The organism is Bacteroidota bacterium (assembly GCA_016213405.1).
In the GTDB taxonomy this organism is placed as follows: Bacteria; Bacteroidota; Bacteroidia; order Palsa-948; family Palsa-948; genus Palsa-948.
On the sequence record JACRAM010000006.1, the window covers coordinates 77,422 to 95,521 of the forward strand.

Annotated in this window: 23 protein-coding genes; 6 read left to right on the top strand and 17 right to left on the bottom strand. The window is 42.0% G+C overall.

Annotation, left to right across the window (positions count from 1 at the left end; genetic code table 11):
• The first annotated feature begins 2 nt into the window (after positions 1-2).
• A complete protein-coding gene (gene accC, locus HY841_00780) occupies positions 3-1,487 on the top strand; it encodes an acetyl-CoA carboxylase biotin carboxylase subunit (protein ID MBI4929268.1) in 1,485 nt (494 codons plus the stop codon).
• Positions 1,488-1,601: 114 nt separating this feature from the next.
• A complete protein-coding gene (locus HY841_00785) occupies positions 1,602-2,243 on the top strand; it encodes a DUF4294 domain-containing protein (protein MBI4929269.1) in 642 nt (213 codons plus the stop codon).
• On the opposite strand, the gene HY841_00790 is transcribed toward HY841_00785, so the two are convergent.
• Both HY841_00790 and HY841_00795 read right to left on the bottom strand, forming a co-directional pair.
• A complete protein-coding gene (locus HY841_00790) occupies positions 2,225-3,133 on the bottom strand; it encodes a 3-hydroxybutyryl-CoA dehydrogenase (protein MBI4929270.1) in 909 nt (302 codons plus the stop codon). The genes HY841_00785 and HY841_00790 overlap by 19 nt on opposite strands.
• 16 nt (positions 3,134-3,149) lie before the next feature.
• Positions 3,150-3,797: an aquaporin gene (locus tag HY841_00795; protein ID MBI4929271.1), complete on the bottom strand. Its 648-nt coding sequence runs from the start codon at positions 3,795-3,797 to the stop codon at positions 3,150-3,152.
• Between the two features lie 91 nt (positions 3,798-3,888).
• Here HY841_00795 and HY841_00800 point away from each other — a divergent pair, with 91 nt between their 5' ends.
• The gene (locus HY841_00800) at positions 3,889-4,362 is read left to right on the top strand and encodes a redoxin domain-containing protein (GenBank protein MBI4929272.1); all 474 of its coding nucleotides are present in this window, start codon (positions 3,889-3,891) and stop codon (positions 4,360-4,362) included.
• Here the strand turns inward: HY841_00800 and HY841_00805 are convergent.
• The gene (locus HY841_00805) at positions 4,352-5,062 is read right to left on the bottom strand and encodes a ZIP family metal transporter (GenBank protein MBI4929273.1); all 711 of its coding nucleotides are present in this window, start codon (positions 5,060-5,062) and stop codon (positions 4,352-4,354) included. The genes HY841_00800 and HY841_00805 overlap by 11 nt on opposite strands.
• Positions 5,062-5,790: a class I SAM-dependent methyltransferase gene (locus HY841_00810; GenBank protein ID MBI4929274.1), complete on the bottom strand. Its 729-nt coding sequence runs from the start codon at positions 5,788-5,790 to the stop codon at positions 5,062-5,064. Before HY841_00810 ends, HY841_00805 begins: the two co-directional genes overlap by 1 nt.
• Before the next feature lie 39 nt (positions 5,791-5,829).
• Between HY841_00810 and HY841_00815 the strand changes: the two genes are divergently transcribed.
• The gene (locus HY841_00815; GenBank protein MBI4929275.1) at positions 5,830-6,141 is read left to right on the top strand and encodes a hypothetical protein; all 312 of its coding nucleotides are present in this window, start codon (positions 5,830-5,832) and stop codon (positions 6,139-6,141) included.
• Positions 6,138-7,346, top strand: a complete 1,209-nt coding sequence (locus HY841_00820; protein MBI4929276.1) for an aspartate aminotransferase family protein — start codon at positions 6,138-6,140, stop codon at positions 7,344-7,346. The genes HY841_00815 and HY841_00820 overlap by 4 nt, the downstream gene beginning before the upstream one ends.
• Here the strand turns inward: HY841_00820 and HY841_00825 are convergent.
• Together HY841_00825 and HY841_00830 are read right to left on the bottom strand one after the other, a co-directional pair.
• Positions 7,343-7,732: a CoA-binding protein gene (locus tag HY841_00825; protein ID MBI4929277.1), complete on the bottom strand. Its 390-nt coding sequence runs from the start codon at positions 7,730-7,732 to the stop codon at positions 7,343-7,345. The two genes, HY841_00820 and HY841_00825, sit on opposite strands and share 4 nt — an antisense overlap.
• Before the next feature lie 81 nt (positions 7,733-7,813).
• Positions 7,814-9,040: an MFS transporter gene (locus tag HY841_00830; GenBank protein ID MBI4929278.1), complete on the bottom strand. Its 1,227-nt coding sequence runs from the start codon at positions 9,038-9,040 to the stop codon at positions 7,814-7,816.
• 116 nt (positions 9,041-9,156) lie between these two features.
• On the opposite strand from HY841_00830, the gene HY841_00835 reads away from it, so the two are divergent.
• Positions 9,157-9,339 (top strand): hypothetical protein, encoded by a 183-nt coding sequence (locus HY841_00835; protein MBI4929279.1) that lies wholly within the window; start codon positions 9,157-9,159, stop codon positions 9,337-9,339.
• Positions 9,340-9,351: 12 nt separating this feature from the next.
• Here the strand turns inward: HY841_00835 and HY841_00840 are convergent, their stop codons facing one another.
• From HY841_00840 to HY841_00890, 11 genes are read right to left on the bottom strand one after another with little or no spacing between them, the layout of a single operon-like run.
• Positions 9,352-10,566 carry a hypothetical protein gene (locus HY841_00840; GenBank protein ID MBI4929280.1) on the bottom strand — a complete coding sequence of 405 codons (1,215 nt, stop codon included), beginning with the start codon at positions 10,564-10,566 and terminating at the stop codon, positions 9,352-9,354.
• 57 nt (positions 10,567-10,623) lie between these two features.
• On the bottom strand, positions 10,624-11,865 hold the full coding sequence (locus HY841_00845) for a hypothetical protein (protein MBI4929281.1): 1,242 nt from the start codon (positions 11,863-11,865) through the stop codon (positions 10,624-10,626).
• On the bottom strand, positions 11,862-12,719 hold the full coding sequence (locus HY841_00850) for a DNA adenine methylase (GenBank protein ID MBI4929282.1): 858 nt from the start codon (positions 12,717-12,719) through the stop codon (positions 11,862-11,864). The genes HY841_00845 and HY841_00850 overlap by 4 nt, the downstream gene beginning before the upstream one ends.
• Before the next feature lie 43 nt (positions 12,720-12,762).
• A complete protein-coding gene (locus HY841_00855; GenBank protein MBI4929283.1) occupies positions 12,763-14,280 on the bottom strand; it encodes a hypothetical protein in 1,518 nt (505 codons plus the stop codon).
• The gene (locus tag HY841_00860) at positions 14,277-14,507 is read right to left on the bottom strand and encodes a hypothetical protein (GenBank protein MBI4929284.1); all 231 of its coding nucleotides are present in this window, start codon (positions 14,505-14,507) and stop codon (positions 14,277-14,279) included. The genes HY841_00855 and HY841_00860 overlap by 4 nt, the downstream gene beginning before the upstream one ends.
• Positions 14,504-15,151 carry a hypothetical protein gene (locus tag HY841_00865; protein MBI4929285.1) on the bottom strand — a complete coding sequence of 216 codons (648 nt, stop codon included), beginning with the start codon at positions 15,149-15,151 and terminating at the stop codon, positions 14,504-14,506. Before HY841_00865 ends, HY841_00860 begins: the two co-directional genes overlap by 4 nt.
• Positions 15,152-15,153: 2 nt before the next feature.
• Entirely contained in the window at positions 15,154-15,399 is a 246-nt protein-coding gene (locus HY841_00870) for a hypothetical protein (GenBank protein MBI4929286.1), read from the bottom strand.
• Positions 15,392-16,057, bottom strand: a complete 666-nt coding sequence (locus HY841_00875; GenBank protein MBI4929287.1) for a hypothetical protein — start codon at positions 16,055-16,057, stop codon at positions 15,392-15,394. Before HY841_00875 ends, HY841_00870 begins: the two co-directional genes overlap by 8 nt.
• Positions 16,057-16,494 (bottom strand): N-acetylmuramoyl-L-alanine amidase, encoded by a 438-nt coding sequence (locus HY841_00880; protein MBI4929288.1) that lies wholly within the window; start codon positions 16,492-16,494, stop codon positions 16,057-16,059. The genes HY841_00875 and HY841_00880 overlap by 1 nt, the downstream gene beginning before the upstream one ends.
• 12 nt (positions 16,495-16,506) lie before the next feature.
• Positions 16,507-17,409 carry a hypothetical protein gene (locus tag HY841_00885; GenBank protein MBI4929289.1) on the bottom strand — a complete coding sequence of 301 codons (903 nt, stop codon included), beginning with the start codon at positions 17,407-17,409 and terminating at the stop codon, positions 16,507-16,509.
• A gap of 1 nt (position 17,410) precedes the next feature.
• Positions 17,411-18,100, bottom strand: a complete 690-nt coding sequence (locus tag HY841_00890) for a hypothetical protein (protein MBI4929290.1) — start codon at positions 18,098-18,100, stop codon at positions 17,411-17,413.

Genomic DNA, 18,100 nt, shown 5'->3' on the forward strand with positions numbered 1-18,100 from the left:
TAATAAAAAAGGTTCTTATTGCTAACCGCGGAGAGATTGCTCTTCGCATTATGCGTTCGTGCAGGGAAATGGGCATTTCTACCGTTGCGGTTTTTTCTGAAGCGGACAGGAATGCTCCGTTTGTTCGCTATGCGGATGAAGCGGTTTGTATCGGTCCGCCTCCTTCTTCACAATCTTATCTCAACGGAAAAAAGATTATTGAAGTATGTAAACAGTTAAAAGTTGACGCTGTTCATCCCGGCTATGGTTTTCTTTCCGAGAATGCTGAGTTTGCCCGTTCAGTTGATAAAGCCGGAATTATTTTCATCGGACCTCCTGCTGAAGCAATGGAAATGATGGGCGACAAACTTTCTGCAAAAGCTACAGCGAAGAAACATAACGTTCCAATGGTGCCCGGAACTGAAGGAGCAATAGATGATATTAAAGAAGCAAAAAAAGTCGCTAAAGAAATTGGATTTCCAATTCTCATCAAAGCAAGCGCTGGAGGTGGTGGAAAAGGAATGCGCATAGTGGAAAAAGAAAATGACCTGGAAGAAGAAGTCAAGCGTGCATCCAGCGAAGCGAAATCTGCTTTTGGAGATGGATCAGTGTTCATTGAAAAATATGTTGAGAAGCCAAGGCATGTGGAAATTCAAATTCTCGCGGATAAGCACGGCAATGTGGTTTATCTTTTTGAGCGTGAGTGTTCAGTTCAGCGTAGACATCAAAAGGTTGTGGAGGAAGCGCCATCAACCGTTCTCACTCCTGAAATCAGAAAGAAGATGGGCGAGTGTGCTGTGAGTTTGTCAAAAGCCTGCGGATATGTTGGAGCGGGAACGGTTGAGTTCCTTGTTGACGCAAAAAAGAATTTCTATTTTCTTGAAGTAAATACGCGCCTACAGGTTGAACACCCGGTCACAGAAATGATAACAGGAACTGATCTGGTGAAAGAACAAATCAAAGTTGCTCAAGGAGAAAAACTTTCTTTCAAACAGGAGGATTTAAAAATCAATGGACACTCCATTGAGGTGCGGGTGTATGCTGAGGACCCGGCAAATAATTTTCTTCCTGATATAGGCAGGCTGGTTTCGTATAAAATTCCTCAAGGAGTTGGAGTGCGTGTAGATGATGGCTTTGAAGAAGGAATGGATATTCCGATTTATTATGACCCGATGATTGCCAAACTGATTTCTTACGGAAAGAATAGAGAAGAGGCAATTGCAAGAATGATTCGCGCGATTGATGAATATAAAATCATTGGCGTTGAAACTACTTTGCCGTTCTGCAAGTTTGTTCTTAAGCATGAAGCATTCACCTCTGGAAATTTCGACACGCATTTTGTAAGCAAATATTTTATTCCTAAAAAATTGTTTCCTGAATCAGAAGACGAGGCATTTGTTGCTGCACTTGTTTCTTCCCGACTTATGAAAACTGCAAAGTCAAACATTTCAAATAATCATTCAGCTTCTGTTTCTAAATGGAAAAAGAACCGAATTACTGAAGAATAATACATCATTCTTTTCAGATTTTGCATTTGTTGGTAATTTCCCTACCTTTGAAGTAACATTTCAGGCATTCGTTCGTTAAATTAGTGGCATAGTTCTTGAAATGATTCAGATCAAATGACAAAATTCGCTTACATAGTTCGGGTAATTTCAGCAATGATTCTTTTACTCTTGTTCGTTTCAGACGGAGTTTTCGCTCAGCTAAAAAATATTTCACAGAATGATATGAATATTCCTTTTCAGAATAATATCATGCTGACTGCATTTCCTTATCATGGTGAAACTCTTCCTACGCTTACTCTTAAAGAGTTTCCTGTTATAGCAGTTCGCACTTTCAAAAGTGAAAAAGATAAACTTGCTTATTTTAAACTGAAGCGCGATGTGCGAAAAGCATACCCTTACGCTGTGCTTGCATCCATTAAGCTAAAAGAGTATGACGCGATTCTTGTCAACGTTCCTGAAAATAAGCGCGCACCTTTTTTGAAAAAAACAGAGAAAGAACTTAAAGAGCAGTTTGAAGCCGATTTAAAAAATCTTACCATGAACCAGGGAAGAATTCTGATCCGTCTGATCAATCGTGAAACAGGAATGACAACTTATAAAGTGATAAAAGATTATCGCGGTGGATTCTCCGCATTTATGTGGCAGTCGCTCGGGCTTTTATGGGGAAATAATCTAAAGTGGACATACGATCCTTCCAAAGGAGAAGACATGCTGATTGAAGGAATCATTCAGGAAATTCAGGACAAAGAAGTTTGATTCTTTCTGAATCTTTCAGCAACTACCAACTCTTTACTTCCGGCAGAATACTGATAAAACCCTTTTCCGGATTTAACTCCAAAATTTCCTTCAGCAACCATATTTACTAGCAGAGGACAAGGAGCATATTTAAGAGAGCTGAATCCATCTTCAAGAACTTTCATGATTGAAAGACAAACATCCAGCCCGATGAAATCTGCAAGCTGGAGCGGACCCATCGGATGAGCCATTCCGAGTTTCATTACTGTATCAATTTCTTCAACGCCTGAAACGCCTTCGTGCAGGGCATAAATTGCTTCGTTGATCATGGGCATTAAAATTCTGTTTGCAACAAATCCGGGCGCGTCATTTACTTCAACAGGAATTTTTTTCAGCTTGCGGGAAAGTTCCATTACAATTTTCGTTACCTCATCTGAAGTAGCTTTCCCGCGAATCACTTCCACTAATTTCATTAATGGCACAGGATTCATAAAATGCATTCCGATTACTTTGTCAGCACGTTTGGTTACAGATGAGATTTTCGTAATGGAGATAGAAGAAGTATTGCTGGCAAGAATTGCATCGGGCTTGCAGATGGAATCCAATTGTTTGAAGATATTCAGTTTTAATTCTGAATTTTCTGTTGCAGCTTCTACAACCAAATCTGCATTCTTTGCTCCGTCTTCCAGTTTTATAAAAGTGGAAATATTTTTTAATGTATTCTGCTTATCCGCTTCTGTAATGCTTCCTTTCGCAACTTGCCTGTCAATATTTTTTGTGATGGTTGCAATTGCTTTATCCAGAAATTCCTGCTTGATGTCAACCAGCGAAACTTTATATCCGAACTGCGCAAAAGTGTGGGCAATTCCGTTGCCCATAGTTCCGCATCCGATAACTGATATTTGCTGCATTGCTTATCCTTTTTTATCAAACAAATTCATCAGGATTTATTATACGATAGACGATTGCCGCAACCGTGCTGCCTGTAAATGGTCCGGCAATGTAAATCCATAGAAATTGCTCAGGATGACAAGGGCATGAGCCGAAAATTGTGTCCACGAGAATAGGTCCCATGCCAACTGCGGGATTAAATGCTCCGCCAGATATCGGTCCCGCAATAATTGCTCCTGCTAAAACAGTAAATCCAATTGCAAGACCATAATAACTATTGCCTGCAGTTTTCTTTGAAGTGGCTACAGACAGCACAACCAAAGCAAGCGCAAAGGTGAAAACCATTTCAACAGCAAGCGGCTTGAGGATGTTGATTTCAGTTGCCGGTTTCGGTCCGCCAATGCTTCTTCCCCAAATGAGAAAGAAAAAATAAGCTGCGGCAAACGCAGCAATAAACTGAACCAGCATATAGAACAAAGAATCTTTCGGGCTTATTTTTCCTCTTAGCCAAACGGCAAATGTTACCGCAGGATTATAATGAGCGCCAGAAATATGCCCGCCCATATACACCATCACCATCAGTGTAGCGCCAATGCCAAGGGGGGCAAGAAAGTTGCCGCCAGAAAGACATACAGCAAGAACAAGAAAAAATGTTCCGATGAATTCAACAATATATTTTCTCATGATATATATTTAAAAGTTTGTGACAAAGGTAAATTTTTTACTTTCGCCTCTCTTAAAAGAATTTCACAATCAAATCCTAATACATATTTCTATGCCAATCACCATCGGACAGAAAGCGCCCAACTTCAATCTTCCTGATCAGGAGAAGAATATGGTTTCATTGGAGGGATTAAAAGGAAAAAATGTTGTTCTTCTTTTCTTTCCTGCCGCGTTTACGGGCGTGTGTACAAAAGAATTGTGCCAGACACGCGATGAGCTTTCTTTTTATAATGGAATGAATGCAAAAGTTTATGGTGTGTCTGTTGACATGCCATTTTCTCTTGGAAAATTCAAGGAGATGAATGGAATTACTTTTCCGCTTCTTTCTGATTTTAATAAGGAAGCTATCACCGCTTACGATGTGTGCAATGAAAATTTTTCTGTTGGATTGAAAGGCGTTGCCAAGCGCGCTTCGTTTGTGATTGATAAAGAAGGCACCGTTGTTTTTGCAGAAGTTCTCCCGAACCCTGGCGACTACCCGAACTTTGACGGAATCAAGAAAGCGCTGGAAACAGCTAAGCAGTAATTATCGCCAGCCCCATTCCTGCAAGAATCGTAACAAGTTTCATGATGTGAAAGCGGTGCTGTTCGCTGCTTTCAAACAGGATGGTGGTGGATACATGAAGAAAAATTCCTACCACCACTGCCATCAGGTAATTTGAATAGTTGGTAATCAAATGCATATTTCCTTCCAGAAGATTTCCGGTGAGCGCTCCGAGCGGGGTCATGAGCGCGAAAACAAATAACCAGAAAAAAGCAATGCCCTTTTTTTGTCCTGATTGAATGAGCATGCTCATCAGTGCGATGGCAATAGGCACGTTGTGAAGCATGATTCCGGTTGCGAGAGATTTTTTTGTCTCGGTAAATTCACCAGCCAGCGGCATTCCTTCAATAAAAGAGTGAACAGAAAGAGCAAGCATCACAGCGATGGGGAAAGTTTTTTCTTCGTGCTGGTGAACGTGAATGTGCCCGTGCTCAATGCCCTCAGAAAAATATTCAATGAGGATTTGAAGAAGAAAGCCAGCGAGAATAAAAATTCCCGTCTTGACATTTGCATTTGAATATATTTCAGGAATAAGGTGAAGAACGGCAATGGCAAGAAGATAGGCTCCGCTGAAGGCAAGAATCAGTTTCAGTGTTTTGCCTCCGATCTGAAAAAATAAAACGCTGCTTCCGCTGATGATAACTGTAATGAAGAGGAGTATGTAAATCAATTCGCCTGACATTATTTCTTTTTCCCTATGAGGATTAATCTTTCGGATTTTGTTTCATCAAATTTATTTAAGCTGTAATCGCCAAACAAATGTAGCACCTCCAGTCCGTTTTCAGCGAAAAAGTTTTCAAGGTCTCTTTGAGTATATGCTTTAACCTGTTCCCGGAATGAAAAACCTTTTCCGTTATCAGTAACAGAAATTTCTTTTACGATGGAATTATCCTCAATGAATCGTTTGATTTCAAACGCAACCTCTTTGCATTCCATTTTCTCGTTCGGAATAAGTTCTTTTATTTCTTTATAGGAGTTCATGAAGTCCAGTATAAGCCATCCGTCTTTTTTCAGAGCGCTGGTCATTGATTTCACCGCCTTGTTGTTTTCAGCATCTCTTTCAAAATATCCGAAGCTGGTGAATAAACTCAGCACCGCGTTGTAATAATTTATTCTGAAAAAATTTCTTTGGTCGTGAATATAAAAGGTAAGGTTTTCCTTTTCCGATTTTTTAGCTTCGGCAATATTTTTTTCGCTGATGTCAATGCCCGTAACATCAAATTCTTTTTCGGCAAGATAAATGGAATGCCTTCCCCGCCCGCAGCCGCAATCAAGAATTTTGTTTTTGGGAGAAAGCTTTAGCAAGGATACCAGATTGCCGAGAAACAACTTGGCTTCATCCGCATTGCGGTGCTTGTAAAGCATGCAATAATATTCCGAGCCGAACCAGTCCTGAATCCAGCCGGTCATTGAGAAAGTATTATCAGTAAATTTGAAAAATGCATTTGCTTGAAAACTAACTTAAAGATAAAGTTCTTCATTTTTTTTGTTTCGGCAACATTATTTTCAGTTCAATGCTATTCGCAGCGCGCCAGCGGGGAGAGCCCGATCATATCAGGAGCAAAAAACATTGTTAAAGCTGCAGCGCCTGTAGTGAAAGACGGTTACAGAAGAATTGAAAAAAGATCGGGAGCCGTGCGCGCTATTAATGGCGCTGTTTCACAGGCAAAGCCGATGATAGACAAAGCTATTCCTATGGTGCAAAAAGGTTTTATCATCGGCAAGAAAATATATAAGATTCTTAAAAAGATTTTAAGGTGACCAACCGCCAGTTGTTTTTCAACCATCTGGCGCAGACCTCCGCTGCGCCTCCCGCTCTTGAAATTAAAAGCGCGAAGGGAATTTATCTCTATGGCGCTGACGGAAAAAAATACATGGATTTGATTGCTGGAATTTCTGTTAGTAATGTGGGGCATGGAAATCCGAAAGTGCTGAGCGCGATAAAAAAGCAGTTAGACAAGCACAGTTACCTGATGGTTTACGGAGAATATACTGTTGCCCCGCAGGTGGAATACGCAAATCTTCTGTTCAACTATCTGCCAAAGAAATTGAACAATATCTATTTCGTTAATTCAGGAAGCGAAGCGGTGGAAGGCGCGCTTAAACTTGCCAAGCGGTTTTCGGGCAGAACAGAAATCATCGCTTTTAAAAATGCGTATCACGGAAGCACACACGGAGCGCTGAGCGTGATGGGAAATGAAACGATGAAGCAGGCATTCCGCCCATTGCTGCCTGATGTGCGCTTTATCGAATTCAATAATGAAAAACATCTTGAACAAATTACAAACAAGACTGCATGTGTAATTGTGGAGCCGATTCAGGGAGAAGCAGGGGTAATAAGTCCCAAGTCCCAAGTCCCAAGTCCTAAGTCTCAAGGCAAAAACTTTCTTCAACTGCTAAGAGAAAGATGCGATGAAACCGAAACGCTTTTAATCTTTGATGAGATACAAACCGGAATGGGCAGAACAGGAACTTTATTTGCGTTTGAGAAATACAAAGTGGTGCCTGATATTCTTTGTCTGGCGAAAGCGTTTGGCGGAGGAATGCCGCTTGGCGCGTTCATCTCTTCGAAAGAAATCATGTCAACGCTTTCTCATCATCCGGCACTGGGGCACATCACTACTTTTGGCGGTCATCCGCTGAGTTGTGTGGCAGGAATGGAGACGTTGAAAATTACGAATGACGAATTACGAATGGCGAATTCAAAATCAAAGCTCTTCAAAAAACTTTTAGTTCATCCGCGCATTAAAGAAGTGAGGGGAGAGGGCTTGCTTCTCGCGGTTCAGTTTGGGAGCGAAGAGGAAAACAAAAAAATAATTTCACGGTGTATGGAGAACGGTGTGATAACCGATTGGTTTCTTTTCTGCCCTTCTGCCATGCGCATTGCGCCTCCGCTTATTATTACAGAAAAAGAAATAAGGAAAGCGTGTGAGGTGATTTTGAAAAGTATTGAAGAAGTAATTTAGTAAACTCCTGTAGTAAGCATCACTAGCGTGCAGGCTTCGAGGGATTCAATTCCTGCATCACGAATTATTTTTGCAAACTCAGGATTTTCAGCGCCCGGATTAAAGATAACGCGCCTGGGTTTTAAGGAAAGAATATAATCGTAATAAACGGGCTGGTTCTTTGCTCCCACATACAGCGAAACAGAATCAACCCCTTCAATCTTCGGAAAACCTGTTTGAATTATCACACTATCAAACCCGAGGGCACCATTTGCAATGCCTGAAATTCTTCCTTGCTTTAAACCAATGGCAATTACATTATGGTTGTGCTCCCGCAGTTTTCTCACCGCACGGTTTGAATACCGCTCACGATTTTCTGATGCGCCTATTACTACGGTTGTCTTCATCTGCGAATACGAATATGTACGAATCTACTAATTTTTCTTTGTTTTTATTCGTTTATTCGTATTGATTCGTATTCGTAGATGTTATTCCACTTCAATATAATCCAAGTCCTTTCCGTATGTTTCTTTCAGTTTGAAAAGGGAGAAGAAGGCGAGAATCATTACCACTGCTCCAACAATTATTGCAGATGATAAAATTCCCAGCGATACTGCCATAGCATTCCATGCCAGCGTCATCACTACCAAAGAACCGCGCACAAAATTAGGAACGGTGGTGGTGACTGTGGAGCGTATGTTTGTGCCGAACTGTTCAGAAGCCACGGTGACGAACACTGCCCAATATCCTTGCGCAAGTCCGAGTATGAAAATGATGAGATAGAAAAGTCCGGTCGATGCACCGAATGAAGAAAAATATCCTGTGATGGAAAAAGTGAGCGCAATGAGCGCGATTAAAATCGCCATCCTTCTCGACTTCAGCCATTGGCTCATGAATCCGGTTATTAAACTTCCGAGCGCTGCGCCAATGTAATGATACATGACCGCTCTGCCCGGATTGATTGCATCGGTAATTCCAAGATATTCTCCAAACTCTTTCGAGAAGGTTACCAGTATTCCGATCACGAACCAGATAGGAAGCCCGAGCATGATACAGTAGATGTACTTGAAAAGTTTTTCTCGCGTGCTGAAGAGGGAAAAGAAATTACCGCGGCTTGCTTTTGATTCTTTCACTTTGTCAAACATTCCTGATTCGCTCACATACACGCGCAATCCTAAAAGAAAAAGTCCGAGCACTCCGCCTGCCCAATACGCTTCGCGCCATCCCCATTCTGCAACAGCGAAGGCAAGCACCGCGCCCGCAATCCCCACTCCCGATACAATGCTGGTTCCCCATCCGCGCGTTTCTTTTGTCATCACTTCAGATACGAGCGTGATGCCAATGCCCAGTTCTCCTGCTAATCCAAACCCTGCAACCACCCGAAGCCAGGCGTATTGTTCAAAGGTGTGCACAAATCCGTTGGCGATGTTGGCGAGCGAGTAGAGGAGTATGGTGAGAAATAATACAGCCAGTCTTCCTTTTTTATCACCGAGAATGCCCCAAACGATTCCGCCAAGCAGCATTCCGATCATCTGCATGTTGATGAGAAATATTCCTGAGTTCTTTATCTGCTCTGCAGGAATTCCGATTTCTTTCAAACTCGGAACGCGCACAATGCTGAACAGGATCAGATCATAAATATCCACGAAGTAGCCGAGCGCGGCAACAATTACAATGATGTTGAATGGATTTTTTGTGCCGGATAATCTGGACATGAAAAAATACCCGAAACATATTTGTTTCTGGATTTGCGGGCTGGCGTTTACAACTTGATGACAACGAATCGATACACTTCGATGCCTTCCCTTCCAACCCTGAAATTAGTTTTCAAGTGACGAAGATACAACTTCCTGACGATTTCGTTCCCGAATTGGACAAAATAGAGAACTTTTATGACTTGCATTTGCAGGAGTTGCTTCCGATTTCAGTTGGAGAGCAAGGCAACAATGGGAGTATTACCCAACAGGCAAAAGAAAACCCCTGTTATGCGAACAGGGGCAAACTGGTGGGGTGATTTCGCTAAGAATTACCTCCCCTTTTTCTTTGCTTTTGCGTTGGCTGTTTTGGCAGGGCGTTTTGAGAATTTCTCAACCTCTTCCCTTAATGCCTGTATCCTTCGCTGAATAGTTTTCAGGGAGGCGTTTTTCAGGTATGCCCCCAATTCATCATCGTCCAGTTTCTTTGCAATGTCCATCGCCTCTTGCCTCAAGGAATTTTCAGGAGTGACGATTGCCTTTTCCACTCCCTTTTTATTCTGCACCCATGCTGTGATTTGCTGGCGTAGCTCCTGTCCGAATTGCTCGGAATATCCTTTGCCTAAATCCTCCCACTTGGGATATTTGCCATTGTCTATTTTGAATTTATAAGGCTTCCATCCTAAATTTTCAATCACACCATCAATTTGTTTTTCCGTTGCGGTGTCATACCATACTTCCCCTCCAATTTCTTTTTCTTCATTGTTTTCTTCCTGCTTCAACCGATCCACGATTGAATACCTTTCCTTGATTTTTTTCATGTCCTCTGCCGAAAGTTGTCTGTTTCCATTTATTAACTCAGAAGCCCAAGAAGAAACTGCATGGCTTTGTGAATACTCTTTTATTTCCTGAAGCATTTTTTTTATTTCAGGTGTAATGTGTAGCGGGGTTTCTTTGGAATCAATTTTGACAAGAACACCACGAAACCCCTCCAACAAATCAGAGAAGAAATTTCTCCATCTTATTAAATCAGGCAGGTGTTTCTTCGGGTCAAGGTTTTGTATTTCGCTCTCTGCCTGAAGCCATAAATTTTGCGATGCTTCTATATGGCGGTTCATTCCTTCCTCAATAGATTTGGAATACCCTGTATGTTTATCGTACTTTTCATAAAGTTTCTCTCCCAATGCTTCGTGAATGTGCGCCAGCGTTCCCACATCACCCCAATTGGGATTTTTATTTGAGGCGAAATATTCAATGACCTTTTTCAAATCAGTCATCATTTTTTTGATGTCGTCTTTGGGATTGCCTTTTACACCCCTAACTAATCTTTCCTTCTCCCATTGATTTGTGGCATCATCAAGCATCATTAGCAAGCCCATCATATCGTTCACAAATCTCTGTGCGTGTTTAAAAAGCCCTGTTTCCATTTTAATCGCTTCGTTAAAAATTTCGTTGAACTCTTCATCAGAAAATTTTCTGCCGATGTTTTCTTCGTGCAGTTGTTTCAAATCAGCGAGTTCATCTGAATAATCGATTGTATTTGTCATTGGTAATTAGTTTTAATTTGGACAACAGTAACACACATATTTGGAACACGCAAGTCTTTAATAAATGGGGTCTTTCGTTTCGCTTTCTTCTGAATTTGGTTCCTCAAAAATCTGCATCTCTCCGCCCTGATTGAATCTTCCGAACTGAACCGCCTTGCCTTGCTCCGGTATTTCGATCACTACATCCACATCGTGCTGAAATTCGTTTCTCCCTCTGAAAGCGCCTTGCTTGGTGGTTTGGAAAATGAATATGAACGACTTGCCCGGATTGTCGGCTCGCAACTTGTCCAGGTCTTTCGGAGTTAATCCAAGTTTGTTGACACTGTCAAGGATGATGAAATCATACTTCGATAAATCTTCCGGCAGATAATCGCTCACATATAAATTAGGATTGGCGACTTCTTTATCAGCGAGTTTTTTATGAAGCGTAGCATCTAATTTTTCTTCCTTCGCCACATAGAGCGTGCCCCCATGATGACGGGCAAGGTATCCGGCAAAGTCCATGCAGAGGTATGACTTGCCTGTTTTGGGTTTGCCAAAAACCATCGCTGTAAATCCTTTACTGGGATCTCCAATCAAATCTCTCCACTTTTTTGAAAAACCAAGCGATTCAAATTTCATTTCAGCGAAGTCAACGCTGCTCATCAGGTTGTGATCCTGCGGGGGAGCCGGAGTATCTTCTTTGGGTTGCTCATCAATTCCTCTTAACCCAACGGAGCCAACTTTTTCAGGCAGAGATTTATCGGGTAGAGGTTCATCGTACTCTTTGGATTTCTTAATCGCCTCCCGAAGCATCAGTATTGTCGCTTCCTTTAATTGAATTCTTACAGAATGCGCTTTCATTCCGTTATAGATATGAAGCAGGGATTTCTGAATGAAGCCGATCTCCCTTGCAAAGACGGAGGACTTGCGAATTTTCTTGCTCACAATTGCAGACTGCAACTGCTCTATTGTTTTCAAAAGAACAGGTTTTGCAATTTCTTCATCCCTCCAGTCAAGCAGCAGTTTGAAATACTTTACTTCCTCTTTAAACTTGTGATACATCTTTCTGTATTTCCGTTTGGCTGGCATTCCATCCACTCCTGCAAGATTTTTATTCGCTTTGATGTATTCACCGAGTTTTTCAAAAGCAAGGTCAGCGACCTTTTTAAACTCCGCATCCTGCTTGTAAAACTTCCAATCCTTGCCTTGATCTGTTTTAGTCATTAGAACGAGATGCGTTTTCTTCAGCACCTCAGGCAGATTCTCAAAGCCAATGCGTTTGACTTCTGAAAAGTAATTTTTCTTTGTAATTTTCATCGCTTGACGATTTTTAATTTTTTGAGTTGTGATTGTAAATCCTTCAGCATCTTTCTGTCCAATTCATAAATGCCTGTGTCCTTCTCATCGTAGTTAAACACCATCACCTCAGTTTTTATTTTGTCGGTGAGTTTTGTAACTGCAATTTTCTTAGTAACCGAATAAACATTCCATTTATATTTCTTAATGTATTTTTTCAGGATGGCATTCGGATAACTGCTGAGTAAGAACTTTCCTTTGATTTTTGTCAGCGCATTCAACAATCGGATGTAATCCGCTTCCATGTATCCTTTGTAATGCCCTTGATGCGTGTTGATGTATGGCGGGTCGCAGTAAAAGAATGCTTTATTGAAGTCGCGGAGCTTAATAACACGGATTGCATCGTTGCATTCAATCTGCACCTTCTTCAATCGGTCAGCATATATTTTTGAAAAATCGTCCCGCTTCTTTGCAACCGAATCTTCCTTTGAATCATCCTTTCCGAAGCTCCAAGAAGTCAGCAGTCCTGCAAATCCCTGATTGGCGAGCGTCCAAAACGCCCATGCTCGTTTCACATCGGAAAACATTTCAGAGTTTTCATATATCACTCTTGCTTTTTTCCAAAGCATCCTGCTGTGCAGAGTGGATTTGATTTCTTTTTCCAGTTCTTTGAACTTTGTCTGCACCACTTTGAAAAATATCATCACTTCTCCGTTCGTGTCGTTGATGACTTCAACATTGGATGGAGGTTTTGCAAAGAACAATGCGCCTCCTCCGAAAAATGGTTCGCAGTACAAAACGTGCTGTGGAATTAAAGCCAGCAAACGCTTCACAAGCGTTTGTTTCCCTCCGTAATATGTAATCGGTGTTTTCATAGAAGCCAAAGCCCCTCCTAATCCTCCCCGAAGGGGAGGACTTTCAGGCTGCTTGTTTTAGTTTGATATTATTTTTCATTGTTTCATCAAGATTTTTTCGTGCGATGTTGCAATATTCTTTTTTGCCGTCTATGCCGATAAAATTCCTACCGAGTTCTATGGCGCGAACGCCAGTCGTTCCTGTTCCACAAAAAGGGTCAAGGATGATTCCACCTTCGGGACAACCGGCAAGGATGGGTTTTGTAATCAGTTCAGTATTGAAGGTTGCATAGTGTTTGTCAGCACCACGCTTGGTGGAGATCACCCAAAAGTCCGTTATATCACCTGGATTCTTTCCTTTGGGATTAAGTTTGACTGTTGTTTGTTTCCCGCCACCTTTTTTTCCTTTGCCAAAGGGTCCCTTAGTATTTTTTGAATCCCCTCCGTAAGCAGTCATTCCATATTGCACTCTGTCATACGAAGATGCTTTGTAGGGATCCCGAACCGCATCCAAGTCAAAATAATAATCGGGATTTTTTGTAAGAAATAAAATATGTTCGTGTTTTTTGGAAAATCGGTCACGAACGCTTTCAGGAAGAGAATTCGGTTTCGCCCAAATGATATCGTTCCGCACAATCCATCCCCGCTCCACGCATCCACAGGCGAAACGATGCGGAATCAGGGTCAAACACTTTGTACGGAGATTATTTGCCTTGTCGTTATTCGCATCCTTCGGAACAATTTTCCTTACCTGTACTTTAATGAGCGTTTGGGCATTATCGTAAGGACTCTTTCCGCTTCCGTTCCCACTTCCGAAATAACTGTCGCCAAGGTTCACCCAAACCGTGCCTTCAGGTTTCAATACGCGGTAAATCTCATCCATCAGCAAGAGCATATTTTCGAGATACTGCATATAGGTTTTTTCTAACCCCCACTGCCCTTTGAATCCATAGTCGCGGAGTTGCCAGTAGGGAGGGGAAGTGATCACGCAGTCAACACTCTCATCGGGAAATGTTTTTAATACTTTCAGGGAATCTCCTTCAATAATAGTATTGGCGATCTTTTCAATTTCTTTGCTGGGAGGAGTTTTTTTCTTGACTCCCATCAAACCTTCATTCGAGAAAGAGAAAAAAGAATCTTTTGTTATTATCAGGTGGTCAAGAACAATAATATCCATTGAAGCTGCTGCTGTTTTAATTTTACTGGTAAGCATTTTATCTAAATCGCTTGGCTTGATAGTCCCACTTGGATGATTGTGGGCGAGAATAATTGAAACAGAACCGCTTTTTAGCGCGGTGCCAAGAACCAAGCGGATATCAACTGGCGCGGAAGTCATCGTTCCTTTAGAATGCTTGTAGTATCCGGTGATTTTATTCGCCTGATCGAGATAAAGGACAAAAAACTGCTCCTGTAGCTCCAGTTCGCCCTTTGGAAAAAGGTTACGAACGAAATCAGCCACTTGCTGTGGATTGGTAACCGCCCCTCCGAAGATTTTTTTATCGGATCGGTGGTAGCTGATTTTGATTTCAGGTACCACCATATCCGCCACTTCACCGAGAACGATTTCTGCAACTGCCGTCATTTTGATTTTGGGTTTAGTGATTTGTTGCCGGGTTGTTTTTCGTATCCCTCGTTGCAGAAAGAGTGAGCGATTGCTTCACCGATGAGTGCACCGATGAATCCGCCTACCATTACATAGGGCATTACTTCCTTCTCCTTACTCTTTGCGTAATAAAATCCTGTGAGGGATGATATCAGCGTAAAATAGGAAACAATCGCTTTTTCTTTTAATGAAACCTTAGTCGTCATTTTTGCAATAATAATGTTGCTGTAGCTCCTGATAAAATCAATATCCCAGCGGAGAGGATTTTTGTTTTCAGGTTAGACCTGTGGATTTTCTTATCCGCAAGTTTCAGCTTCTCCGTAAGTTCGCTTTGCTGTGCAAGGGAAGAATCTGCTACCTGCCTAAGCATCGAAAAGCTATTTTCACAAACCGCTACCAGCGAGTCCTTGTTCTGAATGACGCATTTCAGGTCAGCGATTTCATTGTCGCATAAACTATCTCGCATATTAGTTTCAGAAATAAACTGCATAACCTGCGTTTTCAGGGAATCGCAATTGGTAATGATATCGCTGGTATCCTTCAGGATTTTACTTTCTGAAATAAGTAGCTGTATTTTCCCTTGCAGGAAATTCACTTTTTGGGTGGACTGCGTGAGGGCAACTTCTGTATTCTGAATCTGATTTACCAGCGCATTATTCTTTACCACCCAGTATTGAATCTGATTTTTGTAGTTCTCCTCAATGTTGCTGACCTGTACTTTAAGTTCCTTGACAACATTTTTTGATTCCCTGATTTCTGTTTTGAATCCTTCCATTGAATTAAACAGGAGGTAAGTTGAAATTGCCGATAGCAAGCTGAATAAAATGGTTATGATGATTGTCTTTTTCATTTTCATGGTTGTTCGTTTTTAGTTTCGTTAGTGTTTGTTTTTGCTTTTTTCTCTATTGAATAACCGAAACATCCCGCTCCGATGATGCTGACGAAAGAGTAAAACATATACTCAGGTACTGCGATTCCAAAAAACTGCTGTCCAATCCAACTTATGAGCGTTACCACTACAAAAACAAGCGTTACTAATTCCCGCAGGTTGTAACTGCCGTCTTTGTCTTTCAGTATTTGTTTTCCAAATTCATTCATTGGTGTCGTAGTTTATGTATCCGATTAATCCCAGTCCGAGCGTGAGTGTTCCTATTACGATTCTTTTAATTGATTCCCTCCGCATCGCACGGAAGTCAAGCAGCGTATAGGTGAATCGGTTTCCATACAAACTGCTGTGGTTGTCGCACATCGACATGAACTCATTAAAATCACTTGCATTCTGAAAGACCTGGCATCCTGCGGAAAATTTATCAATGACTTTTGTTTTCCCTTTTGCCATCGCCCTGTGAATGTTGATTCCAAAAATTCCTGTGTCCTTTCTTCCATTGAAAAAATCAAGCCTCGCATTTCGGTCGTAGTCCCGCATAATGGTCACAGGAGCCATCTGCACAAGGGCTTTGTATTGCCCGAGGTGCATTCCGATTTTGTAGGCATTTACATATTGCCCTTGTGCGAGGATGGCTGTGCCCTGCGGTTGCATCGGGTTCTTCAGCCAGTAAGTTCCGGGATCGGTCGTTCCTTTGAAAATGTGATAGTTCCATTTTAATGGTTTTGCTTTGTAGAAAACGTGTATCTCATCATCAAAGCGGTTAGGCACAACGCTACGTGTGCGGATTCCCACGATGTTCAGTTCATAAGGGCGTGTGTTCAGCACAAAGCCTTTGTCGCGGAGAATGGATTTTACTCTCGGAAGTATCATGCTGCCTGTTTGAAATCGGGTTTGTAGTTTTTGAGCCACTCTCTCACATCAAAGCTTGGACAGGCTTTATGCACGCCCGGAAAATCCCTGTGTCCGAGAAACTTTGCCTTCGGATATTTTTCTCCGAGTTCCATCAGCTTGTTAAACATGGAGTGAATCTGTCTTTCAGATCGGTTATCCATTGGATTGCCTTCTTTGTCAACTCCTCCGATGTAGGAGATATGAATGCACTCCTGATTATGACCGTATGCGCCATAACTCATTTTGCTTTCGTCAAGCAGTTGCACGATTTCTCCATCACGCAGAATGATGTAATGGTAGCCGGGCGTGTCGCCCCATCCGCGTTCCTCTTTCCAGAATCTTTTAATTGCCTCCAGCGTTGTTGTGGGCTGTGTTGCGGTGCAATGCACCACGATGTAATTGATAGTTCTCATTTTTTTTAGTTGTTAGAGATATTTTATTGTTTGTGTTTTTACTATGAATTTTTTACCGTTGTTTTCAAAGAGAGTGAACCCTTCCCGCGAGGCGATTTCAGTTCCGAGAACCATTTGTGCTGAAACTTTCGCTCCTTTGCTTGGTGTTTTCCAAACGAGGGTCGGCTCCGTAGTGATGATTGTAAATCCACTTAGTCCTGAAAGCGACCATTTGCTTCCATCGTATTTGAGTCCCATCCGTGTGAACTCCAAACGGATCTGCTGCTTTTGCTTTTCATCCGAGAAACTTCCAAGCACACCATTCACCAGCGTCTGCCTCACACCTCTAAGCGTATATTTTTTGAATTCTTCGCTCACCGCAGAGTAATCATCCTTGCTTCGCATTTTCTTCAGGGAAGAGATGACTCCATTAAAGTTTTTGTTCACCGCATCCTTGTAAAGGGATTTTCCAAGTTCGACCAGGTTAATTGTTCCTGCTTGGGCAATCACATTGTAGGTGCTTTCATCAATTGTCTCAGGCAGACCCAGTTTTTTCAGGGCAGCAACCATTTCACTTCCAAAATCACCGTCCGCACCGTAGCGCGGGAGAATTCCCTTTCCGTTTTTTGCAATCAAAGAATCCTGTACTGCTTTCACCTTCGCACCCTTGCTTCCTTTCTTGAGAGGAAAATCATCCGTTCGGTTTTGCTGTTGGGTAAAAAAGGATGGAACGAACGTGCTTTTCTGCGGAGGGATTTGCGGAATGTCAGATGAAGCATCTTCTTCTCCATCCTCTTTTTTCTTTTTCCGCTTCCGATAATAGTCCCATCCGAAATAGCCAAGTATTCCTGTAGCTGCAACTCCTAATCCGATGAGAAGGATTTTCTTTTTTTTGCCTGTCTCGTTTTTGTCGGGGTTTGTTTTCTCCTTTTGCATTTTAGTTCTGAGGTTTGGAGGTTATTATTTTCATGTAATCCATATAGTCGTACATTTCATCTTTCAGGTCATCCAGCATATTGCTGTTGTATTCCTTCTGATACGCTTTTGCTGTTTCAAGAAAGGCAGTTTGAGTCGGCATTTCAGTAAACACCGCCTTGATTGCATCTTCGTCTGTGCCGGGAAAGATTCCGTACTCTTTGTCAAATGCTGCCTTCATCCGTTTCGCCCATTCGGTGTAACTCTTAGCAGTAAGCTGCTGAACATTCTCTCCCTTCTTTCCAATCCTGTCGGGCTTTGCACCTATGATGGAAAGCATCTCGTTATACTCGGTGGCTTGCAACTCATCCCCCATGTCGCGGTAGATACTGCTGTTGTAGAGCTTCTGATAGGAAGCCGCCACTTTGCCAAACACCTGCTTGCTCGGAATCTCTCTCAGTACCGTTCTCAGCTTCGGAGTGTCCGTTCCGGGCCATCCGTCATTGTCGAACGCCATTTTTATCTGCTTGGCGTAGGTTGCCGGAGAATCCTCGCTGAGCGTTTTCTTCTCTTCGGTGTTTGAGATAAGACTGCGGACAATTTTTCTTCCCAAAAAGAAAGTACCCACCGTGACGACAATAGTTCCTCCTGCATAGAGGAGTTTTTCCTTCACGGTGAATCCTTCTTCCTTATTTGCAACTTCCGTTTTCAT